Source organism: Blastococcus sp. SYSU D00813, from assembly GCF_054050735.1.
In genome coordinates this window covers 22593-48386 of sequence record NZ_JBJGZX010000011.1, presented here as the reverse complement: position 1 = coordinate 48386, position 25794 = coordinate 22593, and the positions used below count along the sequence as shown (strand labels likewise).

General features: G+C 76.3%; 30 protein-coding genes and 1 tRNA gene. 15 read left to right on the top strand and 16 right to left on the bottom strand.

Annotated elements, in window-relative coordinates:
* Positions 1–65 precede the first annotated feature (65 nt).
* The 5 genes from ACI8AX_RS10030 to ACI8AX_RS10010 all read left to right on the top strand — a co-directional run bounded on the left by ACI8AX_RS10030 (position 66) and on the right by ACI8AX_RS10010 (position 3875).
* A complete protein-coding gene (locus ACI8AX_RS10030; protein ID WP_456549658.1) occupies positions 66–803 on the top strand; it encodes an MBL fold metallo-hydrolase in 738 nt (245 codons plus the stop codon).
* 48 nt (positions 804–851) lie between these two features.
* Positions 852–1805 (top strand): DNA polymerase domain-containing protein, encoded by a 954-nt coding sequence (locus ACI8AX_RS10025; protein ID WP_456549657.1) that lies wholly within the window; start codon positions 852–854, stop codon positions 1803–1805.
* Positions 1802–2686, top strand: coding sequence for a TIGR03854 family LLM class F420-dependent oxidoreductase (locus tag ACI8AX_RS10020; RefSeq protein ID WP_456549656.1), 885 nt, complete (start codon positions 1802–1804; stop codon positions 2684–2686). Before ACI8AX_RS10025 ends, ACI8AX_RS10020 begins: the two co-directional genes overlap by 4 nt.
* 97 nt (positions 2687–2783) lie before the next feature.
* The gene (locus tag ACI8AX_RS10015) at positions 2784–3269 is read left to right on the top strand and encodes a DUF4262 domain-containing protein (RefSeq protein WP_456549655.1); all 486 of its coding nucleotides are present in this window, start codon (positions 2784–2786) and stop codon (positions 3267–3269) included.
* 78 nt (positions 3270–3347) lie between these two features.
* The gene (locus ACI8AX_RS10010) at positions 3348–3875 is read left to right on the top strand and encodes a DUF4188 domain-containing protein (RefSeq protein ID WP_456549654.1); all 528 of its coding nucleotides are present in this window, start codon (positions 3348–3350) and stop codon (positions 3873–3875) included.
* On the opposite strand, the gene ACI8AX_RS10005 is transcribed toward ACI8AX_RS10010, so the two are convergent.
* From ACI8AX_RS10005 to ACI8AX_RS09990, 4 genes are all read right to left on the bottom strand, one after another.
* Entirely contained in the window at positions 3848–5389 is a 1542-nt protein-coding gene (locus ACI8AX_RS10005) for a multicopper oxidase family protein (RefSeq protein WP_456549653.1), read from the bottom strand. The two genes, ACI8AX_RS10010 and ACI8AX_RS10005, sit on opposite strands and share 28 nt — an antisense overlap.
* Positions 5386–6183, bottom strand: coding sequence for a hypothetical protein (locus tag ACI8AX_RS10000; RefSeq protein ID WP_456549652.1), 798 nt, complete (start codon positions 6181–6183; stop codon positions 5386–5388). Before ACI8AX_RS10000 ends, ACI8AX_RS10005 begins: the two co-directional genes overlap by 4 nt.
* Before the next feature lie 201 nt (positions 6184–6384).
* Positions 6385–6885, bottom strand: a complete 501-nt coding sequence (gene bcp, locus ACI8AX_RS09995) for a thioredoxin-dependent thiol peroxidase (RefSeq protein WP_456549651.1) — start codon at positions 6883–6885, stop codon at positions 6385–6387.
* 75 nt (positions 6886–6960) lie between these two features.
* Positions 6961–7365 carry a YjbQ family protein gene (locus ACI8AX_RS09990; RefSeq protein ID WP_456549650.1) on the bottom strand — a complete coding sequence of 135 codons (405 nt, stop codon included), beginning with the start codon at positions 7363–7365 and terminating at the stop codon, positions 6961–6963.
* An 81-nt stretch (positions 7366–7446) separates the two neighbouring features.
* Here ACI8AX_RS09990 and rph point away from each other — a divergent pair, with 81 nt between their 5' ends.
* The gene (rph, locus tag ACI8AX_RS09985) at positions 7447–8193 is read left to right on the top strand and encodes a ribonuclease PH (RefSeq protein WP_456549649.1); all 747 of its coding nucleotides are present in this window, start codon (positions 7447–7449) and stop codon (positions 8191–8193) included.
* Complete coding sequence (rdgB, locus tag ACI8AX_RS09980; protein ID WP_456549648.1) at positions 8190–8801, top strand: RdgB/HAM1 family non-canonical purine NTP pyrophosphatase; 612 nt, start codon at positions 8190–8192, stop codon at positions 8799–8801. Before rph ends, rdgB begins: the two co-directional genes overlap by 4 nt.
* An 18-nt stretch (positions 8802–8819) precedes the next feature.
* Here the strand turns inward: rdgB and ACI8AX_RS09975 are convergent, their stop codons facing one another.
* Positions 8820–9041: a hypothetical protein gene (locus tag ACI8AX_RS09975; protein ID WP_456549647.1), complete on the bottom strand. Its 222-nt coding sequence runs from the start codon at positions 9039–9041 to the stop codon at positions 8820–8822.
* 151 nt (positions 9042–9192) lie between these two features.
* Between ACI8AX_RS09975 and ACI8AX_RS09970 the strand changes: the two genes are divergently transcribed.
* The 3 genes from ACI8AX_RS09970 to ACI8AX_RS09960 all read left to right on the top strand — a co-directional run bounded on the left by ACI8AX_RS09970 (position 9193) and on the right by ACI8AX_RS09960 (position 11477).
* Positions 9193–10284, top strand: coding sequence for an HPP family protein (locus tag ACI8AX_RS09970; RefSeq protein WP_456549646.1), 1092 nt, complete (start codon positions 9193–9195; stop codon positions 10282–10284).
* A gap of 79 nt (positions 10285–10363) precedes the next feature.
* Positions 10364–10510 carry a hypothetical protein gene (locus ACI8AX_RS09965; protein ID WP_456549645.1) on the top strand — a complete coding sequence of 49 codons (147 nt, stop codon included), beginning with the start codon at positions 10364–10366 and terminating at the stop codon, positions 10508–10510.
* Positions 10511–10523: 13 nt separating this feature from the next.
* The gene (locus tag ACI8AX_RS09960) at positions 10524–11477 is read left to right on the top strand and encodes a DUF6910 family protein (protein WP_456549644.1); all 954 of its coding nucleotides are present in this window, start codon (positions 10524–10526) and stop codon (positions 11475–11477) included.
* A gap of 10 nt (positions 11478–11487) precedes the next feature.
* Here the strand turns inward: ACI8AX_RS09960 and ACI8AX_RS09955 are convergent, their stop codons facing one another.
* The 4 genes from ACI8AX_RS09955 to ACI8AX_RS09940 form a co-directional block, all read right to left on the bottom strand.
* Positions 11488–12348, bottom strand: a complete 861-nt coding sequence (locus tag ACI8AX_RS09955) for a hypothetical protein (RefSeq protein ID WP_456549643.1) — start codon at positions 12346–12348, stop codon at positions 11488–11490.
* 231 nt (positions 12349–12579) lie between these two features.
* Positions 12580–13632: an LLM class F420-dependent oxidoreductase gene (locus ACI8AX_RS09950; protein ID WP_456549642.1), complete on the bottom strand. Its 1053-nt coding sequence runs from the start codon at positions 13630–13632 to the stop codon at positions 12580–12582.
* Complete coding sequence (locus ACI8AX_RS09945) at positions 13629–14417, bottom strand: enoyl-CoA hydratase-related protein (protein ID WP_456549641.1); 789 nt, start codon at positions 14415–14417, stop codon at positions 13629–13631. Before ACI8AX_RS09945 ends, ACI8AX_RS09950 begins: the two co-directional genes overlap by 4 nt.
* Entirely contained in the window at positions 14414–15259 is an 846-nt protein-coding gene (locus tag ACI8AX_RS09940) for an enoyl-CoA hydratase/isomerase family protein (protein ID WP_456549640.1), read from the bottom strand. Before ACI8AX_RS09940 ends, ACI8AX_RS09945 begins: the two co-directional genes overlap by 4 nt.
* A gap of 83 nt (positions 15260–15342) precedes the next feature.
* Between ACI8AX_RS09940 and ACI8AX_RS09935 the strand changes: the two genes are divergently transcribed.
* Positions 15343–17706: a CaiB/BaiF CoA transferase family protein gene (locus tag ACI8AX_RS09935; protein ID WP_456549639.1), complete on the top strand. Its 2364-nt coding sequence runs from the start codon at positions 15343–15345 to the stop codon at positions 17704–17706.
* A gap of 21 nt (positions 17707–17727) precedes the next feature.
* Here ACI8AX_RS09935 and ACI8AX_RS09930 read toward each other — a convergent pair whose 3' ends face one another.
* The 5 genes from ACI8AX_RS09930 to ACI8AX_RS09910 form a co-directional block, all read right to left on the bottom strand.
* The gene (locus ACI8AX_RS09930; protein ID WP_456549638.1) at positions 17728–18567 is read right to left on the bottom strand and encodes a hypothetical protein; all 840 of its coding nucleotides are present in this window, start codon (positions 18565–18567) and stop codon (positions 17728–17730) included.
* 188 nt (positions 18568–18755) lie between these two features.
* Positions 18756–19355: a class I SAM-dependent methyltransferase gene (locus tag ACI8AX_RS09925; protein ID WP_456549637.1), complete on the bottom strand. Its 600-nt coding sequence runs from the start codon at positions 19353–19355 to the stop codon at positions 18756–18758.
* Between the two features lie 212 nt (positions 19356–19567).
* On the bottom strand, positions 19568–20497 hold the full coding sequence (locus ACI8AX_RS09920; RefSeq protein WP_456549636.1) for a sterol desaturase family protein: 930 nt from the start codon (positions 20495–20497) through the stop codon (positions 19568–19570).
* A gap of 26 nt (positions 20498–20523) precedes the next feature.
* Complete coding sequence (locus ACI8AX_RS09915; RefSeq protein ID WP_456549635.1) at positions 20524–21108, bottom strand: TetR/AcrR family transcriptional regulator; 585 nt, start codon at positions 21106–21108, stop codon at positions 20524–20526.
* A 328-nt stretch (positions 21109–21436) separates the two neighbouring features.
* Positions 21437–21517: transfer RNA gene (locus ACI8AX_RS09910), tRNA-Leu, on the bottom strand.
* A 146-nt stretch (positions 21518–21663) separates the two neighbouring features.
* Here ACI8AX_RS09910 and ACI8AX_RS09905 point away from each other — a divergent pair.
* A complete protein-coding gene (locus ACI8AX_RS09905; RefSeq protein WP_456549634.1) occupies positions 21664–21927 on the top strand; it encodes a DUF3618 domain-containing protein in 264 nt (87 codons plus the stop codon).
* A 7-nt stretch (positions 21928–21934) separates the two neighbouring features.
* Positions 21935–22432: a DUF427 domain-containing protein gene (locus tag ACI8AX_RS09900; protein ID WP_456549633.1), complete on the top strand. Its 498-nt coding sequence runs from the start codon at positions 21935–21937 to the stop codon at positions 22430–22432.
* A 10-nt stretch (positions 22433–22442) separates the two neighbouring features.
* Here the strand turns inward: ACI8AX_RS09900 and ACI8AX_RS09895 are convergent, their stop codons facing one another.
* Positions 22443–23060, bottom strand: coding sequence for a TetR/AcrR family transcriptional regulator (locus ACI8AX_RS09895; protein ID WP_456549632.1), 618 nt, complete (start codon positions 23058–23060; stop codon positions 22443–22445).
* Between the two features lie 128 nt (positions 23061–23188).
* Between ACI8AX_RS09895 and ACI8AX_RS09890 the strand changes: the two genes are divergently transcribed.
* Complete coding sequence (locus ACI8AX_RS09890) at positions 23189–24289, top strand: EAL domain-containing protein (RefSeq protein ID WP_456549631.1); 1101 nt, start codon at positions 23189–23191, stop codon at positions 24287–24289.
* Here the strand turns inward: ACI8AX_RS09890 and ACI8AX_RS09885 are convergent.
* Entirely contained in the window at positions 24270–24863 is a 594-nt protein-coding gene (locus ACI8AX_RS09885; protein WP_456549630.1) for a histidine phosphatase family protein, read from the bottom strand. The genes ACI8AX_RS09890 and ACI8AX_RS09885 overlap by 20 nt on opposite strands.
* Before the next feature lie 58 nt (positions 24864–24921).
* Between ACI8AX_RS09885 and ACI8AX_RS09880 the strand changes: the two genes are divergently transcribed.
* Positions 24922–25776, top strand: coding sequence for an aldo/keto reductase (locus tag ACI8AX_RS09880; protein ID WP_456549629.1), 855 nt, complete (start codon positions 24922–24924; stop codon positions 25774–25776).
* Positions 25777–25794 lie beyond the last annotated feature (18 nt).

Sequence of the window (25794 nt, the reverse complement as noted above, 5' to 3'; positions counted from 1 at the left end):
CCGCGCGGGTGCGCGCGGGCGGTTAGCCTGGCCCGCGCCATGGGGATGCGAGACGGGGGCGCGACGTGAGGCTGACGGTCGTCGGCTGCTCGGGCAGCGGGCCCGGGCCGGCGTCGGCGGCCTCCTGCTACCTCGTCGAGCACGACGGCTTCCGGGTGCTCCTCGACCTGGGCAACGGGGCCTTCGGCCCGCTGCAGGGGATCGTGGACCCCGACGCCGTCGACGCCGTCTACCTGAGCCACCTGCACGCCGACCACTGCATGGACGTCGCGCCCTTCGTCGTCTGGCACCGCTGGTCCGGCCGCAGCTCCGGCCGGCGGATCCCGCTCGTCGCGCCGCCCGGCGCCGACCAGCGCCTCGCGGTGATCTGCGAGGAGGGCGGCAAGCCGCTCACCGACGTCTTCGACTTCCGGCCCGCGCCGGCGACCGACCGGCTGGGCCCCTTCGCGCTGCGCACGGCCCGGACCGAGCACCCGATCGAGTGCCACGCCGTCCGGTTGACCGCCGGGGGCTCGTCGCTGGTCTACACCGGCGACACCGGCCCCAGCGAGGGCGTCGCCGCCCTCGCCGGTGGCGCGGACGTGCTGCTGGCCGAGGCCGCGCACCCCGACGGTCCCGAGCAGCCACCGGGCCTGCACCTCAGCGGCCGGCAGGCCGGGGAGCTGGCCGCCACCGCCGGCGTGCGCCGGCTTCTGGTGACCCACGTGCCGGCCTGGGTCGACCCGGTCGCGCAGCTGGCGGCCGCCCGCGGCGTCTTCGCCGCCGCCGAGCTCGTCCGGCCCGGCACGACCTACGAGGTCTGACGGCCGGTCCGTCTTGCCGGTGCCCGCCGGGGGCGGCACGGTGGCCCGGTGGTCGATGACGAACGGGACGGCGTCCGGCAGACCTCGCTGGACTCGCCGCTGGGCGACGGGCTCGAGGTGACCAAGGGCGACCTGGTCGACCACCTCGACGCCTTCGCCGACCGGCTGGTGCCCCTGCTCGCGGGCCGGCCGCTGTCGGTGATGCGGGTGCGGCCGGGCTCGGCGCCGTTCATGCAGCGCAACGTGCCCAAGGGCGCCCCCGGCTGGGTGCGCACCGTGCCGGTCTGGTCGGCCTCGACGCACCGCGAGATCCACCAGGTGCTGTGCGACGACCGCCGCACGCTGCTGTGGCTGGCCAACCAGCGGGCGGTGGAGTTCCACGTGCCGTTCCTGCCGGCCGGGGCCGCCGGCCCCACCGGCCTCGTGCTCGACCTCGACCCGCCGGAGGGGGCGGCGTTCGACGTCGTGGTGCGCACCGCGCACCTGGTGCGGCGCGCGCTCGAGGACTCCGGCCTGGCCGGCGCGGTGAAGACCAGCGGGTCCAAGGGCGTGCACGTCGTCGTCCCGGTCCGGGACGCCGACCCGGCCGACGCCGCGGCCGCCACCCGGGCGCTGGCGGCGCGGACCGAGCGGCTGGACCCGGCGCTGGCCACGACCGCCTACATCAAGGAGGACCGGCACGGGCGGGTGTTCGTCGACTCCACCCGGTCGGGGACGACGACGATCGTGGCCGCCTACAGCCCGCGGATCCGGCCCGGCCTGCCGGTCTCGACGCCGGTCGCGTGGGCCGACCTGGACGACGCCGACCCGCGCCGGGTCACCGTGCGGACCGCGGCCGAGCTCATCGGGCCGGGCGACCCCTGGGCCGAGGCGCTGCCGGAGCCGCAGCCGCTGCCGGCCGACCTGGTGGCCGAGGGGCACACCATCCCGGTGGCGCGGGTGGCGGCGATGCACGAGGGCCGCCGCCGGGCGCGCGCCCGGGCTGCCGCGGAGGAGGCGTGAAGGTCCGCGTCGGACTGGGGCTGGGGGCGACGGCGGCGTCGGACGACCTGCCCGCCCTGGTCGACCGGCTGGAGGCCGCGGGCATCGACTCGCTGTGGTTCTCCGAGCAGGTCGCCGCGCCCGTGGTCGACCCGGTGGTGGGGCTCGCGCACGCCGCGTCGCGCACCCGCCGGCTCAAGCTCGGCACGGGCGTCAGCGTGCTGCCCGGCCGCCACCCGGTGCTGGTCGCCAAGCAGCTCGCCTCGCTGGCCTGGCTGGCACCGCGGCGGATCCTCCCGGTGTTCGGGCTGCAGCCGGCGCGCGAGGCGGAGCGGGCCTGGTTCCCCGTCCCCGCCGGCCGGCGCGGAGCGGTGCTGGACGAGTCGCTGGTGCTGCTCCGGCGGCTGCTCACCGAGCCGCGGGTGACCTTCGCGGGGGAGTTCTTCCAGGTGGAGGACGCGTCGGTGGGGTTCCTCCCGGAGCGGCCGCTGGACCTGTGGCTGGGCGGCTCCGCGCCGGCCGGCTTGCGCCGGGTCGGCCGGCTGGCCGACGGGTGGCTGGGCAGCTTCCTCACCCCGGCCGAGGCCGCCGACGCCGTCCGCGTCATCCGGGACGCCGCCGCCGAGGCCGGGCGCGCGGTCGACGAGGACCACCACGGCATGAGCCTGCCGGTGGCCCTCGACGGCCCGGACGAGCGGCTGCTGGCGGCCGTCGCGGCCCGGCGGCCGGGCACCGACCCCCGCACGCTCGTGCCGCACGGGTGGGACGAGCTGCGGCGCGTCATCTCTGCCCACGTCGACGGCGGGGTGAGCAAGTTCGTCGTCCGCCCGGCCGGCCACCCCGGGTCCTGGGAGCGGTTCGTCGACGAGTTCGCCGCGGAGCTGCTGCCCCTGCAGACCTAGCCGACGGTCCCGGCGCGCCGTCCACAGGGCGGTCGCCGTCCACAGCCGGTCCGCCGGCCGCCGGCGTCCCGACGGCCCCGGCGGCGAGGCTGCGGCCATGTCGTCCCTCGACCCGCAGACCACCGCCTGGCTCGACCAGGAGGACGCCCACCTCGCCGCCGTGATCCGCGAGCACCGCTGGGCGGTGCAGCACGTCGGCCCCGGCGAGGAGCCGGGGCAGCCACCCTTCGCCTACACCATCGGCCTGTTCGGCCTCGGCCACCCCGAGCTCGTCGTGGTGGGCGTCGGGGCCGCCGTCGGGCACGGCATGCTCCAGTGGGCTGCCGGGCTCGTCGCCGGCGGCCGTGACCTGGTGCCCGGCGAGGTGCTGGTCCGCGAGCCCGGGGGCCTGCTGGTCGTGGAGGTGTGCCCCAACCCCGGGGAGATCCTGTTCGGCGCCAACCGCTGGTACTCGCGGCCGGACGAGTTCTCGGTCCCCGCCTACCAGCTCACCTGGCCCGACCCCCGTGACCGCTTCCCGTGGGACGCCGGCTACGCCGACCCGCCCGGCGGCCAGCCGCGACCGGGCACCTGGACGGCGTGACCGCAGGGGGTGCCGGAGCCGTGCGCGGAGCGGGAGGATCGCCGTCGGCACGGGGGTCCCGTCGGCGAGGAGCAGGCCATGACGCAGGTCCACCGAGGGCGGTTCGGCGCGGAGATCGACGGCGACTTCGTCGTCCTGCTGATCGGTGCCCGGCTGAACAGGCCGTGGCAGCTGGCGAGCAGCTTCCTCGACCTCGGCGGCCGCCGGCGCGGGATGGGGGCGATGCTCGCCGACCTCGTGGCGCACCCGGAGAAGGGGCTGCTGGCCTACCGCACGGGGTTCTCGACGATCGTCCAGTACTGGCGCAGCTTCGAGCACCTCGAGGCCTTCGCCCGCGACCCCGGCGACCTGCACCGGCCCACCTGGCTGGAGTGGTACCGCCGCGACCCCCAGGGCCGCACCGGCATCTGGCACGAGACCTTCCTCGTCCGCGCCGGCGAGTACGAGGCGATCTACAGCGACGTGCCCGAGCAGGGGCTGGCCGCCGCCGGGCGGGCGGTCCCGCTCACCGGCACGAGCTCCGCCCGGCTGCGGCTGCGACGGACCACCGACCCCTCCCCGGCGGCCGGCGGAGACGCTCAGGTCGCGGGCCCGACCACGAACTGACCCATCATCCCCTGGTCCTCGTGCCACAGGACGTGGCAGTGGTACATGAACGGAGTCCGCTCGTCGGCCGGCTGGGCGAAGTGCACCAGCAGCCGCAGCGGGGTGCGCGGCGGCACGTAGACGGTGTCCTTCCAGCCGGCGAGCTCCGGCGGTGGCGCCGCCCCGGCGACCGACAGCACCCGGAAGCGGACGCCGTGCGGGTGGAAACTGTGCGGCTGCTCGTGGGCGCTGGTCACCGTCCACACCTCGGCGGCGCCCAGCGGCACCCGCAGGTCGATGCGCGCGGGGTCGTGGGCCCGACCGTTGACCCGGTTGGCCGTCAGCTCGAACGCGCGCTCGGCCGTCGCGGCGGCCGGGTCCGGCGGGGGGACGTCGGCGAGCACGGCGGGCACCTCGGCCGAGGGGGTGAGCTCGTCGGCGGCCCGCAGCTCCAGCAGCGGCAGGGTCTCCGCGGCGCCGTAGGGGGCGGCCAGCTGCGGGCGCAGGCCCAGGTCCGGCGGCACGGAGACCATCGGGACCCGCTCACCGGCGGCCAGGGCGACGACGACCTCGGCCCGCTCGCCGGGGGAGAGCCGTACCGACCGGACGGGCACCGGCGCGGCGAGCAGCCCGCCGTCGGTGCCGACCAGCGCGAGCTCGCGGCCGTCGGCGGCGGCCAGCGCGTACACCCGGGCCGGGGAGGCGTTGACCACGCGCAGCCGCACCCGGGTGGTGGTCACCGGCAGGCACCCGCCGGCCACGCCGTTGACCAGGACGGCGTTCCCGAGCGGACCGATGGCGGTGCGGGTCTCCTCGTCGATGCGCCCGTCGGGGGTGAAGGGGGTGTCCTGCAGGAGCAGCGGGACGTCGTCCACCCCGTAGGCGGCCGGCAGCCCCGCGGGCGCGGCGTCGTCGTCGACGAGGAACGCGCCGGCCAGGCCGCGCAGCACCTGCGCGGTCGTGGCCCCGTGCGGGTGCGGGTGGTACCAGCAGGTGGCCGCCGGCTGCGCGAGGGTCCAGGTCGGCCAGGAGGAGCCGCCGGGCAGGATCGCCGCGTGCGGGCCGCCGTCGGCGGCGCCGGGCAGCTCCATGCCGTGCCAGTGCAGCGTGGTGTCCTCGAGGAGCTCGTTGACCACCTCGACCCGCACCGTCTCCCCTCGCCGCGCCCGCAGCGTCGGGCCCAGGTGGGCGCCCTCGTAGCCGCAGGTGGGGGTGGGGGTGCCGGGGCGGAACTCGGTGGTGCCGGCCTGGGCCCGGAGCCGGAAGACCCGGACCCCGTCGGGGTCCACGGTCGAGGGGGCCAGCGGCGGGACGGGGACCAGCGGGGTGCCGTCCTCGGCGAGCGCGGGGGCAGGGCGCTGCGGGGACGGCGACGACGACGCGGCCGGCCGGGCCGGACCGCCGGTGCACGCGGACAGCACCGGCAGCGACAGCGCCGCGAGGGCCCCGCCGAGCAGGGCCCGCCGGCTCAGGACGCCGGGGTGCCGTCCGCGGGGACCGGCCGGACCGGTCCCCGCGGGGGCACGCGGGGTCACGCGACGGTGACGGCCGCGATCATGCCCAGCATGAAGTGCGGCGGGCTGGCCTCGTCGTGGGCGACCGGGCAGATGAGCAGGTACTCGCCGGCCGGCAGGTCGAGGGTCACCCCGCCGGTGGCGCCGGCCGGGGCGTACGTCTCGCCCAGCAGCTCGATCTTCGCGAAGGAGCCCTCCGGGTCGGCGACGAACTCCTCGGGCGTCAGGGTCTGCCCGTCGGCCACCCGGGCGATGAGCATCACGTGCTCCTCGTCGGCGGTCGTCTCGTTCGGCATCACGAAGGTGGTGACGCCGGCCGGGAGCTCGGCCGGGATGCCCTCGAAGTTGTAGTCGACGGCGGTGACGGTCACGGCCGTGTGGCCGCACTCGTCGGCGACGGCGGTCTGGATGACCCCGACGGCCTCGACCGCGTCGGGCTCGAACAGGCCGGCGGCGTCCCCGCCGGCCAGCTGCTGCTGCAGGTGGTGGAGCGTGGCGGCGGCGTCCGCGGCCGCGTCCGGGGCGTTGTCCACGATGGCCTGGACGGGCTCGGCCAGGGCCTCGCCGTACGCGGCGACGTCCTCGGCGCTGGGCTCACCGGTCTCGCCGCCCATCGGCTTCGGGGTGGCGTCGTAGTCGACGACCCCCTGGCAGAAGGCCGCCAGGTCGGCGTCCTGGCCCTCGGCCGCGGTGCTGTCGCCGGAGGCGGGGGTGGTGTTGTCGTCGGTGTCGTCGGCGCTGCAGCCGGTGGCGGCCAGCGCGGCGGCGAGGCAGCCCGCGGCGAGCAGGCGGGTGGTCAGGGTGGTGCGGCGCATCTCGGGTGTCTCCCCTGCGGAGTCGGTGATCTCGTCTCCCGGACTCTCGCGTTCCGCGTGACCCGAGCACGAGGGACCGCCGTCCCGATCACTCGGGACGCCCCGCCCGGGACGCCCGGACCGGCCCCGGACCGCCCCCGAACGGCACGACGCCCCGTCCGGCACGGGCCGGGCGGGGCGTCGGGGGGACGGGGCGGCGGGTCAGCCCAGTCCGAGGTCCCGGCGGAGCTTGGCGACGTGGCCGGTGGCCTTGACGTTGTAGGCGGCCTTCTCGATGCGGCCCTCGGCGTCGACGACGAAGGTCGACCGGATGACCCCGATGACCTCCTTGCCGTACAGCTTCTTCGGCCCGAAGGCGCCGTAGGCGGTCAGCACCGACTTGTCGACGTCGGAGACCAGGGTGATGCCCAGCTGCTCCTTCTCGCGGAAGCGCAGCAGCTTGGCCGGCGGGTCGGGTGAGATGCCGATGATGTCCAGCCCCGCCTCGGCCAGCTCGCCGGCCGCCGCGGTGAAGTCGACCGCCTGGGTCGTGCAGCCCGGCGTCAGCGCGGCCGGGTAGGCGTACACGACCACCCGGCGGCCGCGGTACGACGACAGCGAGACCGGGTTGCCGTCGGCGTCGGGCAGCGTGAAGTCCGGCGCCGGGTCACCGGGGGAGAGGCGGACGGGGGCTGCGTCCTGAGTGGCGGCGGTGTCGGTCATGCCGCGCATCCTGCCGTGCCGGGGCCGGCGGCTCCATGCCGGGCAGGTGCCGCCGGTGCCGGGCGGCCGGGGGAGTCAGCCGGCGAGGAACGACAGCCGCACGTGCCGCTGCGGGTTGTCCTGGTTGGTGTCGACCAGGCAGATCCGCTGCCACGTGCCCAGCTGCAGGCGGCCCTCCAGCACCGGCACGGTGGCGTGCGGCGGGACGAACGCCGGCAGCACGTGGTCGCGGCCGTGGCCAGGGCTGCCGTGCCGGTGCCGCCAGCGGTCGTCGCGGGGCAGCAGGACGTCCAGCTGGGCGAGCAGGTCCGGGTCGCTGCCCGACCCGGTCTCGATGATCGCCACGCCGGCGGTCGCGTGCGGGACGAAGACCTGGAGCAGCCCGTCGGCCTCGCCCGAGACGAACTCGGCGCACTCGTCGGTCAGGTCGACGACGGCGGGCACCCCGCCGGTCCGGACGGAGCGCAGCTCGGATCGCATGCGCCGATCCTGCCGTGGCCGGCCGCCGCGGGCCGGTCGAGCCGGGCGCGCCGCGCGGGCCGCGCACTACTGTCGGCGCACGTGAGCCCCGCCCCGCAGAGCCCCAAGCCCCGCCCCGACGGCCGTACCGCCGACCAGCTGCGGCCGGTGACCATCACCCGCCACTGGCTCGACCACGCCGAGGGCTCGGTGCTCGTGGAGTTCGGCCGCACCCGCGTGCTGTGCGCGGCCAGCGTCACCGAGGGCGTGCCGCGCTGGCGCAAGGGCTCGGGCCTGGGCTGGGTGACCGCGGAGTACGCGATGCTCCCGCGCGCCACGCACACCCGCGGCGACCGGGAGTCGGTCAAGGGCCGCATCGGCGGGCGCACCCACGAGATCAGCCGGCTGATCGGCCGGTCGCTGCGCGCCGCCGTCGACCTCGGCGCGCTGGGGGAGAACAGCATCGCCATCGACTGCGACGTGCTGCAGGCCGACGGCGGCACCCGCACGGCGGCGATCACCGGCGCGTACGTGGCCCTCGCCGACGCCGTCTCCTGGCTGGGGGAGCGGCGGAAGCTGGCCAGGCCGAAGCCCCTCGTGGACTCGGTGGCGGCGGTCAGCGTCGGCGTGATCGACGGCGAGCCGCGCCTGGACCTCGCCTACGAGGAGGACGTGCGGGCCGGCACGGACATGAACGTCGTCTGCACCGGCGCCGGCGGGTTCGTCGAGGTGCAGGGGACGGCGGAGGGAGCGGTGTTCGACCGCCCGACGCTCGACGCGCTGCTCGACCTCGCCGTCGCCGGCTGCGCGGAGCTCACCGCGGTCCAGCAGCGGGCGCTGTCGGCATGAGCACCCGGCTGGTCCTGGCCACGCGAAACGCCGGGAAGCTGGCCGAGCTGCAGCGGCTCCTCGCCGGTGCCGTCCCGGGGGTGGAGGTCGTCGGGCTGCGCGACGTGCCGGAGTACCCGGAGGCCCCCGAGACCGGTGCCACGTTCGCGGAGAACGCGCTGCTCAAGGCGCGGGAGGCGGTCCGGTACACGGGCCTGCCCGCGGTGGCCGACGACTCGGGCATCGCCGTCGACGCGCTCAACGGGATGCCCGGCATCCTCTCGGCGCGCTGGTCGGGGCGGCACGGCGACGACCGCGCCAACACCGCGCTGCTGCTCGCGCAGCTCGCCGACGTGCCCGACGAGCGGCGCGGCGCGGCCTTCGTGTGCGCGGCCGCGCTGGTGACGCCCGAGGGCGGCGAGGAGGTCGTGCAGCGCGAGTGGCGCGGCCGGGTCGTCCGCGAGGAGCGGGGCACGAACGGCTTCGGCTACGACCCCGTGTTCGTCCCGGACGGGCTGGAGCTCACCAGCGCCGAGCTCGCCCCTGCGGAGAAGGACGCGAGGAGCCACCGGGCGCAGGCCTTCGCGGCCCTGGTCCCGGTGGTCGCCGCGGCGCTCGGGGGACGCTGAACCGCAGCACGGCGGCGGTCAGCCCGCCGCGGGAGCGGAACCCAGCCAGTCGAACGCGCCGTCCTCGGCGGCCGCGTGCCGCCCGGAGGGCTCGGGGGCGGCGTGCCGGCCACGCGCCCAGGCCGCGCGGAAGTCGGCCGCGGGCGCCCACAGGAGCTCGCCGGCCGAGGCCGTGCCCGGCTCGGGAGCGGTCTCGGGAGCGCGGTGCCGGCCGGTGGTGCGGGGGAGGACAGCGGTCATGACCGCAGGGTCGGCAGTCCCCGGGCACGGCCGCAGCCGGCGCGGCGCCGGAGCGACCCGAACGGGTGAGGCGCCGCGGCCCGTCCGGGCGGTCGCGGCGGGCTAGGGTCCCCGGGTCGACGGCGACGGAGCCGTCGGGGGAGGACGACGGGTGTACGCCGATCGCCGGGCCTGGCTGGCCTCGCTGCGCCCCGGACCGGTGGGCTACCGGCCGTTCGACCTGGCCCGCGGCGGGCTCGGCGCGCTCGTCGGCATCGCGGTCGCCGCGCTGGCTGCCCGGGTGCTGCCCGGCGGCCCGGAGGCGCTGCCGTTCATCGTCGCCCCGATGGGCGCCACCGCCGTGCTGCTGTTCGCCGCCCCGGCCAGCCCGCTGGCCCAGCCGTGGTCGCTGCTGGTCGGCAACGTCGTCTCCACGCTCGTGGGGGTCACCGCCGGCAAGCTCCTCGACGACGTCACCCTCGCCGCCGCGGTCGCCGTCGGCGCCGCCATCGCCGTGATGATGCTGCTGCGCTGCGTGCACCCGCCGGGCGGCGCGTGCGCGCTGTTCGCCGCGGTGGGCGGGTCGGCGGTCGCCGAGCAGGGGTACGCGTTCGCCGTCCTCCCGGTCGGGGTGAACACCGTGGTGCTCCTCCTCGTCGGGGCGCTGGTGAACAACCTGACCGGCCGGCCCTACCCGCACGTGCCCCCGCCGCCCCCTCCCGCGCAGGGCACCGACCCGGCGCCCAGCGAGCGGGTCGGCGTCTCCACCGAGGACGTCACCCGCGCCATCGCGCGGCTGGACCGCGGCCTCGACGTGCTCCCCGGCGACGTCGTGGCGCTGATCCGGGACGCCGAGGCGCACGCGCTCGACCGCCGGCTGGGCAGCCTGCAGGTCGGCACCCTGATGGCCCGCGACGTGATCAGCGTCCGGCCCCGCGACACCCTCTACCGGGCGCGGATGGTGATCAACCAGCACCACGTCAAGGCGGTGCCGGTGGTCGACGACGACAACCGCGTCGTCGGGATCATCACCGTGTTCGACCTGTTCAACCGCGACATCGTCGAGTTCGACCCGGTGGAGCGGGTGATGACGACCCCGGTGACCACCGTCCGCGCGGACACCCCGGTCGCCGAGCTGGTCGAGCTCATGACCGACCGGGGACTGCGCAACCTGCCGGTGGTCGACGACGACGGCCGGCTGGTCGGGATCATCACCCGCACCGAGCTCATCGCCGTCCTGCACCGGGCGCTCGTCGGCTCCTGACCGGTCCCGGTGTCCCCGGATCGGGCGGATGTCGGCCCGCGCGCCCCCACGGCGGCCGGGGACCGGCTTGGATCGGCCGGTGCCGTCCGTCCTCCGCAAGCTGGCCGCCTCGTTCGCCGTGCTCGCCGCCGCCGCCGCGCTGCCGGTGTTCGCCGAGGTCGCGGCCTTCCGCGACGGCAGCGACCCCTTCCCGCACTCGGTCGAGGTCGCACCGCCGCAGCGCTGAGCCGCCCGGGCGCGTGGACGCGCCCCGCCGCGGGCACTGGCCGGACGTGCAGGTCCACGTGGAGACGGTCGACGGGCTGCGGTTCGACGACGGGACGCCGGTGAGCGCCGCCTCGGGCATCGCCCCGCTCGGCGACGGCTGGCTGGTGGTGCAGGACGATGCGACGGTGGCCGCCTGGCGCCGCGGGATGTCGGTCGTCCCGGTCCGGCTGCTGCCCCCGGTCGAGGGGCTGGACCGGTTCTCCTCCGCCGCGGGCACCAAGCACCTCAAGCCCGACCTCGAGGTGGCCTGCCCGGTGGAGGTCGACGGCGCGCCGGCGGTGCTGGCGCTGGGCTCGGGCTCCTCCCCGCGCCGGATGCGCGGGGTGCTGGTGCGGCTGGAGCGCGGCGAGCCGGCCGTCGTCGCCGCGGACCTGTCCCCGCTGTACCGCCGGGTCGCCGTCGCCGCGGGCGTCCCCCTCGACCAGCTGAACCTCGAGGGCGGCAGCCGGCACGGGGACACCGTCCGCTGGTACCAGCGCGGGAACCTCGCCGCCGGGGTGGCCTCGGCCGGGGTCGACCTGCCGCTGGACGCCCTCGTCGGCGCGGTGCTCGGGCGGGCCGACCCCGCGACCGTCCCGGTCGGCGCGGTCCGCCGCTACGACCTCGGCGAGGTCGCCGGGGTGGGGCTCGCGGTGACCGACGCCGTGGCCCTCCCCGACGGCCGCACCCTGCTGAGCGCGGCGGCCGAGGACACCCCGAACGCGGTCGACGACGGCCCGGTCGTCGCGACCGCGCTCGCCCTGGTCGACGGCGACGAGGTGGTCGCCGTCGCGCCGCTGCCCGCGCCGGGCGGGCGGGTGCACAAGGTGGAGGGACTGGCCCTGCGCGCGGTCGCGGGCGACGACGTGCTCCTGGTGGCCGTGGTGGACGACGACGACCCGGACGTGCCGTCGGTGGTCCTCGACCTGCGGGTGCAGCTGGTCTGAGCCCGCGCGGTCACGGGGTGGCCGCGGCTCCTCCGGCGTCGTCCCCGGCCGCCTCGGGGGAGGTCCCGCCGTCCTGCCCGGTGGACTCCCCGGTCTGCGGGGCCTCGTCGGAGGAGCCGGTGGGCTCTGCGGTCGAGCTGCCGGTCTCCTCCGGCGTGGACTCCGAGGGCGTCTCGGTCGCCGTGCCGGAGGTCGTCGGAGCGGTGGTGCCGGCGTCGTCGCCGGGGGTCTCCGTCGCCGGGGTCTCCGACGTCGTCGCGGGCGTCGGCACCGGCGTGCCCGGGTCCTCGTCCCCGGAGGACGAGTCGCCGGTGAGCTCGCCCAGCGTGGTGGTGGAGGAGGCCTCCTCGGCGCCGACGAGCGCGGACACCGGCTGCTGGCCGACGACCTCGATGCCGGTGACGATCACCATCGCCAGCCCGAACACCGCGACGGCGTAGACGGCCACCCGCGGCCAGCGGGGCCCGCGCCGCGGGGCCGGGGCCCGCCGGGGGTCCAGCGCCGCGGGCAGCGCCCGCGTCTCGGCCGCCGTCCCCGCCGTCCCCGCGGTCGTCCGCGGGAGCTCGGCCGTGGCGTCCGCGGCCGTCCGCCCGGGGGAGCCCGGACCGGCGAGCTGGACACGCACCTGGCGCAGGCGCTCGTTCGTCCTGCTCAGCGAGTTCGTGTACAGCGCGGCGGTGACGGTGCTGATGACGCTGGCGAGGGCGGCACCGATGAGGGTGCCGGCCACACCGAAGAACGAGGCCACCACGGCGGAGGAGACCGAGGCCAGGGCGCCGGCGGTGATCTGCACCGGGCTCAGCGTGGTCTTCTTCGGCTCGTCGGCGGCCTCGTCGGGGCGTTCGGCGGGGGTGGTGCGAGGGGAGGTCATGGGCTCCGAGGGGTCGTGTCCGGACATACGTGCGACGGCCGCCCGTCCGGCGACGGCGGGGACGGCGGCCGTCCTCCCACGCTACGACGCAGGCGGGGACGTCGCCCGGCCCCGGACCCGCTGTCCGCGGCGTGACCTGGGGAAACACATCGACGTGATCTGCCCGACCCCGGTGCGTCGCGTCCCTCGGCGTGTCGCGCCGGAGGAGGCGAGCCGCGGCCGGCACGGCGCTCAGCCGGCGACGTCCCTGAGCACCGCGAGCGAGGCGAGCCGGGTGCGGTGGTCCTCGCCCAGCGGCGTGGCGTTGAGCGTGGTGGCGCCGGCCGCGCGGAAGGCGGCCACCCGCTCGGCGACGAAGCCGCGGGGCCCGACCAGCGACACGCCGCGCACCAGCTCCTCGGGGAGTGCGGCGGCCGCCTGCTGCGGCCGGCCGCCGAGGTAGTGGTCCTGGACCTCGCGGGCGGCGTCGGGGAAGCCGTAGCGGACGGCCAGGTCGTTGTAGAAGTTCCGGTCCCGCGCGCCCATCCCCCCGATGTAGAGCGCCAGGTGCCGGCGCACCCGCCGCAGGGCGCGCTCGGCCGCATCGGCGTCCTCGGTGACGAGCAGGTGGGTGTCGGCGACGACGTCCAGCGGGCCGAGCGCCGGGTCCCGGCGGGCGGCGCCCTCGGCCAGCGGGCCGCCGAAGGCGTCCGCGGCCCGCTCCGGCAGGTAGAAGAGCGGCTCCCACGCCTCGAACAGCTCGGCGGCCAGCGCGACGTTCCGCGGCCCGAGCGCCGCCAGCATCAGCGGGATCCGCTCGCGGACCGGGTGGTCGACGAGCTCCAGCGGTCTGCCCAGCCCGCTGCCGCCGCGCTCCGTCGTCAGCGGCACCGAGAAGTGCGCGCCCTGGTGCTCGACCGGCTCCCGCCGCCACACGGCCCGGCAGATGTCCGCGACCTCGCGGGTGCGGGCCAGCGGCGCGGTGTAGGGCACCCCGTGCCAGCCCTCGACGACCTGCGGGCCGGACGCGCCCAGGCCGAGGGTGAACCGGCCGCCGGAGACGGCGTCCAGCCCGGCCGCGGTCATGGCCAGCAGCGCCGGCGTGCGCGAGTAGACGTTGAGGATGCCGGCGGCCAGCTGCAACGTCGTCGTCCGCGCGGCCAGGTAGCCGAGCTGGCTGACCGCGTCGAAGGACCACGCCTCGGGCACGAGGACGACGTCGAGCCCGGCCGCCTCGTACTCGCTGATGACCGCGGCCGCTTCCCGGAACCCGCCGCTGTAGGACAGCGGCATCCCGAGCCTCACCGGCCGGTCCAGACCGGCGGGCGCCTCTCCAGGAAGGCGCGCACCCCCTCCTCGGCGTCGGCGGAGCCGGCGGTGGCGTGCGCGTGCTCACGGGTGAGCTCCCAGTGCACCCGCTCGGCCGGGCGCACGCCGTCGCGCAACCCCAGGGCGATCCGCTTGCTGGCCTGCACCGCCAGCGGCGCGTTGGCGGCGATCCGGCCGGCCAGCTCGAGCGCGGCGTCGAGCACCTGCCTGCCGGGCACGACCCGGTTGACCAGGTGCAACTCCAGGGCCCTGGCCGCGCTGATCGGGTCGCCGGTCAGGACCAGCTCCATGCCGATCCGCTGCGGCAGCTGGGCCAGCGCACGGAAGGGACCGCCGTCGGCGGCGATCATGCCGATCTTCACCTCGGGCAGGCCGATGACGGCGTGCTCGGCGGCGACGGCGAGGTCGCAGGAGAGCAGCAGCTCGGCGCCGCCGCCCATCGCGGCTCCGTTCACCGCCGCGATCGTCGGCTTGCCGATCGGGTGGCGCACCCAGCCGGCGAAGCCCCAGTGCTCGAACCCGGGCGGCAGCACCGTCTCGCCGCGGGCGTTGGCCTTGAGGTCGGCACCGGCGCAGAACGCCCTGTCCCCGGCGCCGGTGACGACGACGACGCGGACGTCGGGGTCGCCCTCCACCTCGTCGAGCAGGCGGCCGACGGTCATGTGCACCTCGCCGTCGACGGCGTTGCGCACCTCGGGCCGGTTGATGGTCACGACCAGCACGTGCCCGCGCCGCTCGACGAGCACCTTGGGCGCGCTCACCGGCCGGTGAACCGGGGCTCGCGGCGCTCGCGGAAGGCCTGCACGGCCTCCTGCCCGTCGCTCCCGATGCCGAGGCCCAGCAGGGTCACCTCGTGCCGGGCCACCTGCTCCATGCTCTGCTCGAACGCCTCGTTCACCTGGCCCTTCACGTGGCCGATGCCGATGGTCGGCCCCGCGGCCAGCCGCCGCGCCCAGCCGCCGGCGAACTCCAGCAGCCGGTCGTCGGGGACGCAGCGGTTGGCCAGCCCCCACTCGGCCGCCGTCCGCCCGTCGACCGGGTCGCCGAACAGCGCCATCTCCTTGGCCCGCACCGGGCTGAGCGACCGGGTGAGCAGGTAGGCCGCCGCCCCCTCCAGGGGCAGCCCGCGGGTGACGAAGACCTCGCTGAAGCGGGCCGACTCCGCCGCGACGACCAGGTCGCAGGCCAGCGCCAGGTTGCAGCCGCCGCCGTACGCCGGGCCGTTGACGGCGGCGACGAACGGCTTCTCGTTCTCCCAGATCGCCCGGGCCAGGCGCCACCAGCCGAACCGCCGGCCGTCCTCGCGGGCGACGTTGGCCAGGGCGCCGCGCTGCCGCTCGGGCGGGATCTCGATGTGCGGCGGGGACATGAGGTCGGCCCCGGCGCAGAAGGCGGTGCCGGTCCCGGTGACGACGGCGGCCCGGATCGCCGGGTCGGCGCGGACCTCCTCGATCGCGGCGAGCAACGCGTTGCGCAGCGGGTGGTGGATCGCGTTGCGCACCTGCGGGCGGTCGAGGACGAGCCAGGCGACGCCCTCCTCCACGCGGAAGCCCAGGCCGGCCTCCGCCCAGGCCGCGGGATCGGCGGTCGCCGCCTCGGACATCGTCGTCCTCCCTCTATCGAATGCCTGACGGTATCCAGGCCGGGAGCATTGTGCCGCCGGGTGACGGCCGACACACTCCGCCTGTGACGACTCGGTCGGGCAGCGCCCTGGACGGCATCCGGATCCTCGACCTCACCTGGGGCCCGGGCGCCTCGGTGGGCATCACGATGCTGGCCGAGCACGGGGCCGACGTGGTCAAGGTGGAGCCGCCGGGCGGCGACCCGTTCCGCGGCTACCACGGCAGCGCGGTGTGGCACCGCAGCCGTCGCTCGATCGCCCTGGACCTCAAGGACGCCGCCGACGCGGCGGTGCTCGAGGAGCTGCTCTCCGGCGCCGACGTCCTGGTCGAGGGCTTCCGGCCGGGCGTGATGGACCGGCTCGGCCTCGGCTACGACGCCGTGCACGACCGGCACCCGTCGCTCGTCTACTGCTCGGTGTCGGCCTGGCCGGTCGGGCACCGCAACGAGCAGCGGCCGGGCTGGGACGCCCTCGTCCAGGCCGCGGGCGGCGCGCAGACCGAGCAGCCGGGCTGGCGGACGGGCCCGGTGTACAACCACGCGCCCACCCCGACGCTGGGCGCGGTCTTCCTGGCGCCCATGGGGATCCTCGCCGCGCTGCACCAGCGCGCCACGACGGGCCGGGGCCAGCACGTGCGCACGTCGCTGCTGCAGGGGCTGTTCCTCTACACGACGCAGATCTGGCAGGACGTCGAGCACTGGGCGCCGGCGTTCCACGAGGTGATGGCGAAGACGTACCCGCCGGGCATCCACCAGGGGATGATCTGGCAGACCGCCGACGGCTGGATCCACCTCTCGGTGCTGTCGGGCCTCACGCCGAAGCGGTCGATCGAGGACATCCTGGGCCTGGACCAGCCGCACCCCTACCTGCAGGCGTCGGCGCCGGCCGAGCAGCGGGAGGCCTGGCACGCCGAGCGGGTGGCCGCCTTCGCGTCGTGGAAGACGGCCGACCTGGCGCAGGTGCTGCGGGAGGAGAACCACGCCTGCGAGCCGGTCGTCCCCGCCGAGCAGGCCCTGGCCGACCCGCACCCGCAGCTGGCCGCCAACGGCATGGTCGCCTCCGTCGCCGACCCCGAGCTGGGCGAGACCACGCAGATGGGCGTGCCGGTGCACCTGCTCGGCACGCCCGGGGCGATCGTCTCGCCGCGGCCCCGCCTGGACGAGCACGGCGCGGCGCTGCGCGCTCAGGGCTGGGGCACCGCCCGCGCGGAGCCGGTGCCCTCCGCTGCGCCCGCGCTGCCGACCGCCCTGGGCGGGCTGCGGCTGGTCGACTTCGGTCAGTACCTCGCCGGCCCGTTCAGCCCGATGCTGCTCGGCGACCTCGGGATGGACGTGGTCAAGATCGAGCCGGTCGGCGGCGACAACATGCGGATGGCGCAGGCGCCGTTCAACGGCTGCCAGCGGGGGAAGCGGTCCCTGGCCCTGGACCTGAAGGACCCGCGCGGGCGGGAGGTGGCGCTCGAGGTGGTGCGCACCGCGGACGTCGTCCACCACAACATGACGCGCGGCGTCGCCGACCGGATCGGCATCGGCTACGCCGACTGCCGGGCGGTGAACGAGTCGGTCATCTACTGCAACACCTACGCCTACGGGCTCCCCGACCCGCTCGGGCACTCCGGCGGGCTGGACCCGCTGTACCAGGCCAGCGGCGGCATCGAGTACGAGCAGGGCGCGGTGCACCTGGGGCAGCGGCCGCTGTACGTCCGGTTCGGCTTCACCGACCAGGCGAACGCGGTGCTGTCGGTGGTCGGGGTCCTGCTGGCGCTGGCGCACCGGGACCGGACCGGCGAGGGGCAGGAGCTGTGGACCTCGCTGCTGGACGGCGGCGCCGTGTTCGCCTCCGACGCGCTGCTGGTGGACGGCGTGCCGCGCGAGCGGCCGCACCTGGACGCCGGGCTGCACGGCCTCGGCCCCGGCTACCGGCTCTACCGCTGCCAGGACGAGCAGTACGTGCAGGTGTGCGCGACCACCGACGCGCAGTGGACGGCGCTGTGCGCGGCCGTCGACGCCGGCGAGCTGACCGGCCGGCGTCACGACGACCGGGCGGAGGTCGAGGCCGCGCTGGAGGCCGCGTTCGCCCGGCGGACGTCGTGGAACTGGAAGCGCGCGCTGGACTCCGCCGGGGTGCCGTGCGAGCTGCCGCTGGACACGCAGGGCGGCGTCGCCCCGCTGTACGACGCCGACAACGTGCGGCTGGGGCTGGTCGCCGAGTACGAGCACCCGCTGTTCGGGCGCACCCGCCAGTTCGGGCACCTCGTCGACTTCTCGGAGACGCCGGGACGGATCGCCGGCCCGGCGCCCCTGGTCGGCCAGCACACCCGCGAGGTGCTCGACGGCATCGGGCTGTCGCAGCGGGAGATCGACGAGCTGGTCGCCGCCGGCGTGGCGTACGAGCCGGGGGAGGACTACCGGGAGCGGTTCGCGAACTGACGGCGGTCGGCGGCGCCGTTCCTACAGGACGACGGTGGGGCGGGTCCGCCGCCGGGCCGGCGCCGGCTCCGGGCGCAGGTGCACCGGGGTGAAGCCGGTGCGGCGCTGGAAGTACCGGGTGCCGGTGCTGGTCAGCAGCATCGACCCGCCGACGGCGAGCGTGGACACCCCGCGGTCGACCAGCCGGCCGGTCAGGTGGGCGTGCAGCGCGTAGCGCACCAGCGGCGCGGCGGCGTGCCCGACGGCGGTGACCATCAGCACGAGCCCGGCGCGGTCCTCGTCGACGACGGCCTGGCACAGGGCGACCGGCTCGCCGGTGGCGTCGTAGGCCGCCGACCACAGCCGGTCCCGCGCGGGCAGCTGGCCCGGGCGCACGAGCGTGTCGGGCGTGGTCGCCCGCCGGGTGGCGACGGCGGCGGCGACCCGGTGCAGCTCGCCGGCGTCCTCGACCGGTGCGCAGCGCAGCCCCTCGGCGGCGGCCCGGGTCAGGTTGGTCCGCAGGGCCTGCCGGGACCGCCCCCTCAGGTACTCGGCCTGGCTGCCGGGCAGCTCGAGGACGGCGACGGGCGCGCGGTTGAACGGCAGCCGCCGGTCGGGGCGGAACCAGGCCCGCAGCTCCCGGCCGGCCGGCTCGTCGCTGAGGACCATCCGGTGGTCGGGGAGCTGGCGCAGCACGGTGCGGACGGCCGCCACGCCGTCGCGGGAGGCCGCCGCCCGGGCCCGGGCCGCCGCCGTCGGCGCCTCGCGGACGCCCTGCACGTAGGTGGCCGCAGCCTCCAGTGCCTCGCCGCACGCCCACTCGGAGCTGGACCGCGGCGCGGGGATCCCGTGCGCCGTCCCGCCCGCCGTGCTCTCTGCCATCGCCGCCGCCCCGTTCCGCCCCCGCGCGAGCGCCCCCCGCCGCGCGGGGCACACGGAAGCAGGACCGGGCAGTTCCGCCGGCGCGCCGCACGCACCCGATGCGGATCCGCAACACGGGGTGTCCCACCTGCCCCACGCGTCCCGGCACCGGCGCGGTGTGAGTCGCTCCTGACTCGGGAAACCGCAGGTCAGGCGGTCGCGCGGCCCTCGAAGGTGTAACTGGCCCAGCTCGGCTGCCGCGGCTCGGTGTACCGGGTCAGCTCCGTGACGGTCAGGGGAGACGCGGCCAGCAGCGCCGCCACGTCGTCGTCCAGCGAGCAGGCGGTGCGCAGCCGCTCGGTGCGCGGGCCGCGCCGCTGCCAGCGCCGGACCGAGGGGTCCGGGGACAGGCCGTGCTCGACGAAGTGGAGGACGCCGCCCGGTCTCAGCACGCGGGCGATCTCGGCCAGGGCGGCCACGGGGTCCGGGAGGCCGCAGAGGACCCAGGTGGACAGCGCGGAGTCGAAGCGGTCGTCGGGGAAGGTGAGGTGCTGGGCGTCGTCTCCGGCGGCGACGACCGGGACGGCGGAGTCGCCGCGGCCGGTCTCGGCCAGGTGCAGGGCGGTCGAGGAGGGCTCGATCGCCCAGACCCCGGTGACCTCGGCCGGCAGGTACGGGTGGTTGAGCCCGGCGCCGTAGCCGATCTCGAGGACGTCCCCGACGAGGCCGGCGCAGACGCGCTCGCGGACGTCGCCCTCGGGCGGCCCGGCGGGCAGTCGGGAGCGGAGGAGCCGGCTGGGGGTGCCCATGGGGGACCAGTGTCCTCGGCCGCTCCGGCGTCCGCAGCCGCCGGCCTGCGTCGCGGGCGCCGACATCCCGACCTGCACGTCGTCGCCGAGGTGGTCGGACACGACAGCCCGAGCAGCTCTTCTCCGCCGAGCCGGTCGCCACCCGGGTGAGGTGACACGGCCGAGCGCGTCGGCGCGCGTGCGACGCGGTCGGCCCGAGCCGGCACGACCGGCTAGAGCGGGGCGGGCTCGGGCCGGGCGGACGCCGCGGGGACAGGCGACCAGCCCGGCCCCCGGACGAGCCGGCCCAGGCGGTGGGACCACCGGCGGTCGGTCCGCATGTCGCGGACGATGGCGACGTACTCGTGCGTGGCGATCCGCAGCGGGTTGTGGCTCGCCAGCGGCTTGGTGATCCCGTAGCGCACCGGCTCGACCTCGGGCTCGAAGGTGCCGAAGAGCCGGTCGAACACGATCAGGATGCCGCCGTAGTTCTTGTCCAGGTACTGCGGGTTCATCCCGTGGTGGACCCGGTGGTGGCTGGGCGTGTTGAAGACGTACTCGATCGGCCGCGGCAGCCTGCCGATCGCCTCGGTGTGGATCCAGAACTGGTAGAGCAGGTTGACCGAGCTCGCCATCGCGTACAGCACGGGGTTCACCCCGAGCAGGATCAGCACCGCACCGAACGGCCACTCGGTGAGCGGCGTCCACGACTGCCGCAACGCCGTCGACAGGTTGTAGCGCTCGCTCGAGTGGTGGACGACGTGGGCCGCCCAGAGGAACCGGACCTCGTGGGACGCCCGGTGGAACCAGTAGTAGGTGAAGTCCTTGCCGACGATCGCGACCAGCCACGCGATCCACCCGTTGCCCAGGTCGAGCGGCGTGGCGTTCCACAGCAGCACGTAGCCGCCGAGACCGAGCACCGTGGTGACGGCGACCGGGACGACCAGGCTGCCCAGGCCCATGCTGAGGCTGGCCACGGTGTCCTTGGCGGCGTAGCCGAGCCGGGCACGGCGCTCGCCCTCGGCGTCGATCGCGTCCTCCCGCGCCTCCCGCGTGAGCACGACTCCCTCGACGATCATGAGCAGGAGGAAGGCGGGGATCGCGTAGAGGACGAGGTCGATCTCGGTGATGTCGGCCAGCGAGCCGCGCAGGAACTGCTCCACGTTCTCTCCCTCGTGGGCCGGTCGGGTCAGCGGTCGCCGAGCTGCGCGTGCACGACGGCCACCAGCGTCTCGATGCGGTGCTTGCGCTCGGCCTCGCCGACGACACCGAGCGCCACGCCGAAGACGGCGCTCACTGCGAGGTCGAAGACCGCCTCGAACTGCGGGTGGTCGGCGTACGCCGGCAGCAGGTCGCGCGCGACGCCGAGGACCCGCGCCGTGTGCGGGCCGTTCACCTGCTCGAGCTGCGCGGCGAGCTCCGGGTCGGTGCGGGCCCAGACGGTCAGCTCGAGGACGGCGGCCAGGCGCGGCTCGTCGTGGGTGTGCCACAGCAGCCGGACGGCGTCGCCGAGCGGGTCCCCGCTCACGGCGGAGATCTCGGCGAACCGGGCGAGGTACTCGGTGACCGCCTCGTCGAAGACCCGGGCCGCGACGGCGCCGAGCAGGGCCGCCTTGGTGGGGAAGTGGTTGAACAGGGCGCCGGAGGAGACGCCGGCCCGGGCGCAGACCGCGGCGGTGGTGCAGCCGGCCACGCCGTCGGAGACGAGGCGGTCGAGCGCCGCGTCGAGCAGCGCCGTGCGGGTCGCCGCACGTCGTTCGCCCTGCGTGGCCATCTGTTCCCTCCGTCACTGCGCGCGCCGGGGGTAAGTTAGAGAGCGAGTGCTCGGTATGTCAACGTCGCCGTGGGCGCCGTCGAGCGACACGTGACCGACCCGGCGCCTCCCGGGCGCGCCGAGGCGACCGGTGCGGCGGGCCGGATCGCCCCCGCGGCCCCCACGTCAGGGCCGAGCGGGGGCGCGAGGCGCAGCGACGGGTCCGCAGCGGGGCCGGAGCCGTCGGCCTGCTCGCTGCGGGAGCTGCCCACCGGAGCGTCGCGCGAGCGGTCCGGGGAGTCCGTGGTCCGCCGGCGGCCGGGCGCGCGCGGTCCTCGATCGAGGCGCGTGCGGGAGGCGGGAGTCGAACCCGCACGCCCGAAGGCACCAGATCCTAAGTCTGGCGTGGCTGCCGTTACACCACTCCCGCGCGGCCCCGGAGTCTACGGCCGGGGCCGCGCCGGACCCACCGGCTCCCGCCAGATGCCGCCGTGGGAGGAGGGGGCGCGTCGCCCGTGCGGGTGCCCGGGACCGCGGCCGCGCGCCGGGTCCGCGGCGTTCTGGCAGGCTGTGGGCGTGCCTCGCGACCCTCGACAGATCCAGCTGGAGATCGACGCTGCCCGTGAGTCGCTGGCGGCCACCCTCGACCAGCTGGCCTACCGCAGCAGCCCCAACCGGCTGAAGGCGCAGGGGCAGGCCGCCGTGGTGCGGTTCCTGCAGTCCCCGGCGGGCAAGGCCACCGTCGGCGCGGTGGGCGTGTTCGTCACCGTCGTCGTCGTCAACTCCGTCCGCGGCCGGCGGCGCAACCGCAGCGCGCTGACCGGCGGGCGCAAGCGCTGACCCAGCCGTGCACGTCCCGCGCCGCGACCCCGTCGGGCCGGGGCAGGAGTCGGTCTGGGACTACCCCCGCCCTCCCTCGGCGGAGGTGACCGGGCGGCTGGTCGAGGTGGAGCTCGGCGGCCGGGTGGTCGCGCGGACCGCCCGCGCGGTGCGGGTCTGCGAGACCAGCCACCCGCCCGTCTACTACGTGCCCCGCGAGGACGTCGTCCCGGGCGTGCTGGAGCCGGGGGACGGCGCCTCGTGGTGCGAGTGGAAGGGCGTCGCCAGCTACTGGGACGCCGTCGTGGGCGGGCGCCGGCTGCGGTCGGTCGGCTGGTCCTACGAGCGGCCCACCGCCGGCTACGAGCACCTGCGCGGCGCCGTCGCCTTCTACCCGAGCCGGGTCGACGCCGCCCGCGTGGACGGCGTCGCGGTCCGGGCGCAGGCCGGCGACTTCTACGGCGGGTGGATCACCCCCGACGTCGTCGGCCCGTTCAAGGGCGAGCCCGGCACCCTCGGCTGGTGACCCGCCGGGGTCAGGGCCGCTTGGTCTGCAGCAGCGGCAGGACGATCCCCTCGAGCACCTCGTCGGCGTACTCGTGGGTGACCGGCTCGTTGGTCAGCAGCCACCGCTGCACCAGCAGCGCCGTCGTGCTCTCGGCCAGCACCGACCGGTTCACGCCGGGCAGGAGCTCCCCGCGGGCCTCGGCCTGGGCCCACATCCGCGCGTAGGAGTCGCGCCAGGCCTGCAGCGGGCCGTGGGCGAACGCCTCGGTGAGGGCCGGCTGGTGCTGCATGGCCGGCAGCAGCGAGCGGATGGCGGTGCCGACCGGGCCGTTGATGACGTCGACGAGCCGGTGCACGATCGCCCGCACGTCGCCCTCGAGCGATCCGGTGTCGACCGGGCTGGCCAGCGACTGGTTCATCACCGAGACGGTGTCGACGACCAGGTCCTGCTTGGTCCGCCAGCGGCGGTAGATGGTCGCCTTGCCCACGCCGGCCTCGGCGGCGACGGCGTCCATGGTCAGCGCGCCGTACCCGACGTCGCCGAGCAGGCGCAGGATCGCCTCGCGGATGACCCCGTCACGGCTGGGGTCGCGCGGGCGGCCTCCTCGGCTGGTGCGCGGGGTCTCGGGGGTCACGACGGTCACCATGACGCAGACCTTAGACACTAAAGCTGTGAAGTTCCGGATCTCGGTCACCCCGGACGGGTGGTGTCGCCCGGCGGGGTGGCTCCGCGCGCCTGACCGTGACCGGGTGTCGCCTCGGTCATCCTGCTGAGGTGCCCAGCACCATCAGCACGAACCGGCGGCGCGAGACGTGGGAGCTGCCGGAGGTGGCGACCCGCCTGCTGATGGCCAGCCCGGTGGGGAGCGTCCTGCCCGTGGTCGCCGGCATCGCGCGGGCGGTCGGGCTGTCGGTCTACCGGGCAGAGGGCCTGCTCGACCTGACCGACGAGCGCGACGGGCTGGGCGTGGAGCGGCTGTTCGACCGGCTCTCCCGGGAACTCACCACCGCCGAGGCCGAGGTGGTGCGCGTGGCCACCGACCCGCCCGGCGAGTACACGGCACTGGTCACCCGCCTGCTGACCGCCCCGAGCCTGGCCGTGGAGCTGGCCCGGCGGGGCATCACCGCCGAGGTCGGGGTGCTCGCCGAGGCGGAGCTGTGGAGCGTGTACCAGCCGATCGTGCGGCTGGGGGACGGCGAGGTGGTGGCGCACGAGGCGCTGCTGCGCGGGCTGGTCGACGGGCGGGAGGTCGGCGGCGGCGACCTGTTCTTCGTCGCCGAGTCGGCCGACTGGCTGCCGCGGCTGGACCGGATCGGGCGCGAGTGCGCTGTCGCCGGTGCCGCGCCCTGGCTCGGCGCGGCCGACCTGTTCGTCAACACCCACCCCACGTCGGTGCACCGCCCCGACGCCGACCTGGCCAGCACCCGGCAGCTGATGGCCGACGCCGGCCTCGCGCCCGAGCGGCTGGTGATCGAGGTGGCCGAGCCCTCCGCCGTGACCGAGCACGGGCACCTGCTCTCGGTGCTCGAGCAGTACCGGGAGCTGGGCTGGCGGGTCGCGCTCGACGACGTCGCCGCCGGCTGGGCCAGCCGCGAGCTGCTCGCGACCGTGCGCCCCGACGTCGTCAAGCTGGGCAAGCGGCTGGTGCAGGCGCTGCCCGACGACATGGCGCGGACGATGGTGCGGGCGGTCGTCGACGCCTCCCACCGGGTCGGCGCGCTGGTCGTCGCCGAGGGGGTGGAGGACGAGGCGAGCGCCGAGCGGGTCGCCGCGCTCGGTGTCGACCTCGGTCAAGGCTGGTTCTTCGGCCGTCCCGTGGTGCTGGAGCCCGCGCTCGAGGAGGTCCTCGAGGAGGTCACAGCCCCCAGCCGGTGAGCACCGGCCGCGCGTGCTCGTGCCCGAGGACGCCGTAGGCCCCGGCCGGCAGCGCCAGCAGGGCTCCGGCCTCCGGCCCCAGCCCCAGCCAGCGGGCGGTCAGGATGCGCAGCACGTGACCGTGGGCGACCAGCGCGACGTCGCCGTCGGCCAGCCGCGCGCGGGCGCGGTCCAGCACCCGGTCCACCCGCTCGGCCACCTGCGCCAGGGTCTCCCCGGGGGTGTCGCCCGGGACGACCGGGTCCCGCCAGACCGACCACTCCCGGCCCAGCTCCTCGCTGATCTCCGCGGTCGTGCGTCCCTCGTAGCCGCCGTAGTCCAGCTCGACGAGGTCCGGGTCGATCCCGGTCGCGGCCAGGCCCGCCAGCTCCGCCGTCCGCCGGGCGCGCTGCAGCGGGCTGGTGAGCACCTCCACGAACCGGCGGTCGGCCAGCCGCGGGGCCAGGGAGCGCGCCTTCTCCTCACCCTCGGGCAGCAGCGGCAGGTCGGTGACCCCGGTGTGCTGGCCGCTGCGGCTCCACTCGGTCTGCCCGTGCCGCAGCACCACGATCTCGCCCACCCGGTCAGAGCTCACACGGCCATCGAACACGCCGCAGGGAACACCCGCGCGCGCTGGCGTCTTGGCAGCTGGCATGACCACCGCACAGCTCAGCGACACCTTCTCCATCGGCGGGGACCTGCCCGTCCACCGGCTCGGCTACGGCGCGATGCAGCTGCCCGGCCCCGGCGTGTGGGGCGAGCCGGCCGACCGCGACGGTGCGCTGCGCGTCGTCCGCGCCGCCGTCGAGCAGGGCGTGGACTTCATCGACACCGCCGACTCCTACGGCCCCTTCGTCAGCGAGCAGATCATCGCCGAGGCGCTGCACCCGTACCCGGAGGGCCTGGTCATCGCCACCAAGGCCGGGCTGACCCGGCAGGGCCCCGGCATCTGGACGCCGGTCGGCCGGCCGGCCTACCTGCGCCAGCAGGTCGAGCTCTCGCTGCGCCACCTGCGGCTGGAGCGGATCGGCCTCATCCAGCTGCACCGCATCGACCCCGACGTCCCCCTGGCCGACCAGCTCGGCGTCTTCAAGGAGCTCCAGGAGGAGGGCAAGGTCCGGCACGTCGGCGTCTCCGAGGTCTCGGTCGACGAGCTGCGTGCCGCGCGCGAGGTCGTCGAGATCGTCAGCGTGCAGAACCTGTACAACCTCACCAACCGGCAGTCCCAGGACGTCCTGGACCTCGCCACCGCCGAGGGCATCGGCTTCATCCCGTGGTTCCCGATCGCCACCGGTGACCTCGCCGCCCCGGACAGCCCGGTCGCCGACATCGCCCGCGAGCTGGGCGCCACGCCGTCCCAGGTCGCCCTGGCCTGGCTGCTGCACAAGTCCCCGGTCGTCCTGCCCATCCCGGGCACCAAGTCGGTGGACCACCTCACCGAGAACCTCGGCGCCGCCGGGCTCACCCTGTCCGACGAGGACATGGCCCGCCTCGACGCCCTGGCCTGATGGAGGGCCCCGGCAGGG

What these genes read in the sequence shown, in the direction of transcription:
- ACI8AX_RS09895 (WP_456549632.1), bottom strand. Translation starts at nt 23,060, where the DNA reads ATGGTGACCGTCGTGACCCCCGAGACCCCGCGCACCAGCCGAGGAGGC.
- ACI8AX_RS09925 (WP_456549637.1), bottom strand. Translation starts at nt 19,355, where the DNA reads ATGGGCACCCCCAGCCGGCTCCTCCGCTCCCGACTGCCCGCCGGGCCG.
- ACI8AX_RS10015 (WP_456549655.1), top strand. Translation starts at nt 2,784, where the DNA reads ATGTCGTCCCTCGACCCGCAGACCACCGCCTGGCTCGACCAGGAGGAC.
- ACI8AX_RS09990 (WP_456549650.1), bottom strand. Translation starts at nt 7,365, where the DNA reads ATGCGATCCGAGCTGCGCTCCGTCCGGACCGGCGGGGTGCCCGCCGTC.
- ACI8AX_RS09915 (WP_456549635.1), bottom strand. Translation starts at nt 21,108, where the DNA reads ATGGCCACGCAGGGCGAACGACGTGCGGCGACCCGCACGGCGCTGCTC.
- ACI8AX_RS09940 (WP_456549640.1), bottom strand. Translation starts at nt 15,259, where the DNA reads ATGTCCGAGGCGGCGACCGCCGATCCCGCGGCCTGGGCGGAGGCCGGC.
- ACI8AX_RS09930 (WP_456549638.1), bottom strand. Translation starts at nt 18,567, where the DNA reads ATGGCAGAGAGCACGGCGGGCGGGACGGCGCACGGGATCCCCGCGCCG.
- ACI8AX_RS10000 (WP_456549652.1), bottom strand. Translation starts at nt 6,183, where the DNA reads ATGCGCCGCACCACCCTGACCACCCGCCTGCTCGCCGCGGGCTGCCTC.
- bcp (WP_456549651.1), bottom strand. Translation starts at nt 6,885, where the DNA reads ATGACCGACACCGCCGCCACTCAGGACGCAGCCCCCGTCCGCCTCTCC.
- ACI8AX_RS09975 (WP_456549647.1), bottom strand. Translation starts at nt 9,041, where the DNA reads ATGACCGCTGTCCTCCCCCGCACCACCGGCCGGCACCGCGCTCCCGAG.
- rdgB (WP_456549648.1), top strand. Translation starts at nt 8,190, where the DNA reads ATGAGCACCCGGCTGGTCCTGGCCACGCGAAACGCCGGGAAGCTGGCC.
- ACI8AX_RS09880 (WP_456549629.1), top strand. Translation starts at nt 24,922, where the DNA reads ATGACCACCGCACAGCTCAGCGACACCTTCTCCATCGGCGGGGACCTG.
- ACI8AX_RS10010 (WP_456549654.1), top strand. Translation starts at nt 3,348, where the DNA reads ATGACGCAGGTCCACCGAGGGCGGTTCGGCGCGGAGATCGACGGCGAC.
- ACI8AX_RS09955 (WP_456549643.1), bottom strand. Translation starts at nt 12,348, where the DNA reads ATGACCTCCCCTCGCACCACCCCCGCCGAACGCCCCGACGAGGCCGCC.